Annotated in this window: 1 protein-coding gene; it reads right to left on the reverse strand. The window is 63.3% G+C overall.

Going from position 1 to position 1,035, the window contains the following annotated elements:
- Positions 1-950 (reverse strand): IS630 family transposase gene (locus tag DC522_RS33690; RefSeq protein WP_116532719.1). Its coding sequence is split into 2 segments (ribosomal slippage), with 949 coding nucleotides annotated over them: positions 1-598 and positions 600-950; the frame shifts between segments, so codons are not numbered across the junction. This gene is flagged as partial in the annotation.
- Between the last annotated feature and the right edge of the window lie 85 nt (positions 951-1,035).

A 1,035-nucleotide genomic window follows, 5' to 3' on the forward strand; every position in this document is an offset into this window, starting at 1 on the left:
GCGCATATCCAGCAGCCCTGATGTAGTTCCAGCACTCGTGCGGCTCGAAGAGATCGCAGATGTTGCCGATGGCGCGCCAGAGCGCGTCAAAGGTTCGGGCTTTGGCCTTGCGCAGGTGCGCTTTGATCTTTGCGAAGGCTTGTTCAATCGGGTTCAAATCGGGCGAATAAGCGGGCAGAAACAGAAACCAGGCGCCTTTTTGCTTCAGACACTGCGCGGCCTTCTTGCTCTTATGAACGGCCAGATTGTCGAGGATCACCACGTCGCCTTGGCGCAGCGTTGGCGCGAGCTGTGTCTCAATGTAAGCCTCGAAAGACAAACGAGTGATCGGGCCATCAATGATCCACGGCGCGCTCAGTTCATAGCAACGCAGGCCAGCGATGAAGGTGTGCGTCTTCCAGTGCCCGAAGGGAGCGCTCGCGCGGAGGCGCTGGCCCTTGCGGCTACGCCCCCTCAGGCGCGTCATCTTGGTGTTGACGTAGGTCTCGTCGATAAACACCAAGCGGTGTGGCTGCTCGCGCATGCGGGCCTGGCGCTGGTCTCGCCAGACGCGGCGCTCCTCACGCACGTCGGCGCGTGCGCACTCCGCGGCCATCAGCTGTTTTTTTATACGTGAAGCCGTGCCGGCACAGCAGACGCGAGAGGGTGGCGGGAGCGGCGGCGACCCCATGGTCCTCCAGCAAGCGAACTGCGAGCTCAGGCATGGTGATGTCCGGCTTGGTCTCGACGGCTTCGATCAGGAACGTCTCATAGGGCGCCAGCTTGCCCGAGCCACGAGGGCGGCCCTGGCGCGCCGGCGCGGGCGAGCCGGACTGCCTCTGGCGCTGCAGCAGCTTGATGGCGAAACTGTCGCTCACCCCGAAGTGGCGGGCCGCCGCCCGGCGGGAATGACCCGCCTCCACGAAGGCCGCGACCCGCACCCGCAGATCCAGGGAATAACTCTGGGTCATGATCCACCTCCTGCAACCAGAAGGGAATCACAGCTTTGCCCCGGAGAGAACCCTTTGACTCCGCGTTTCAGTCCGATGCTCTAGG

Origin of the sequence: Microvirga sp. KLBC 81 (genome assembly GCF_003075415.1) — a bacterium.
In the GTDB taxonomy this organism is placed as follows: Bacteria; Pseudomonadota; Alphaproteobacteria; order Rhizobiales; family Beijerinckiaceae; genus Microvirga.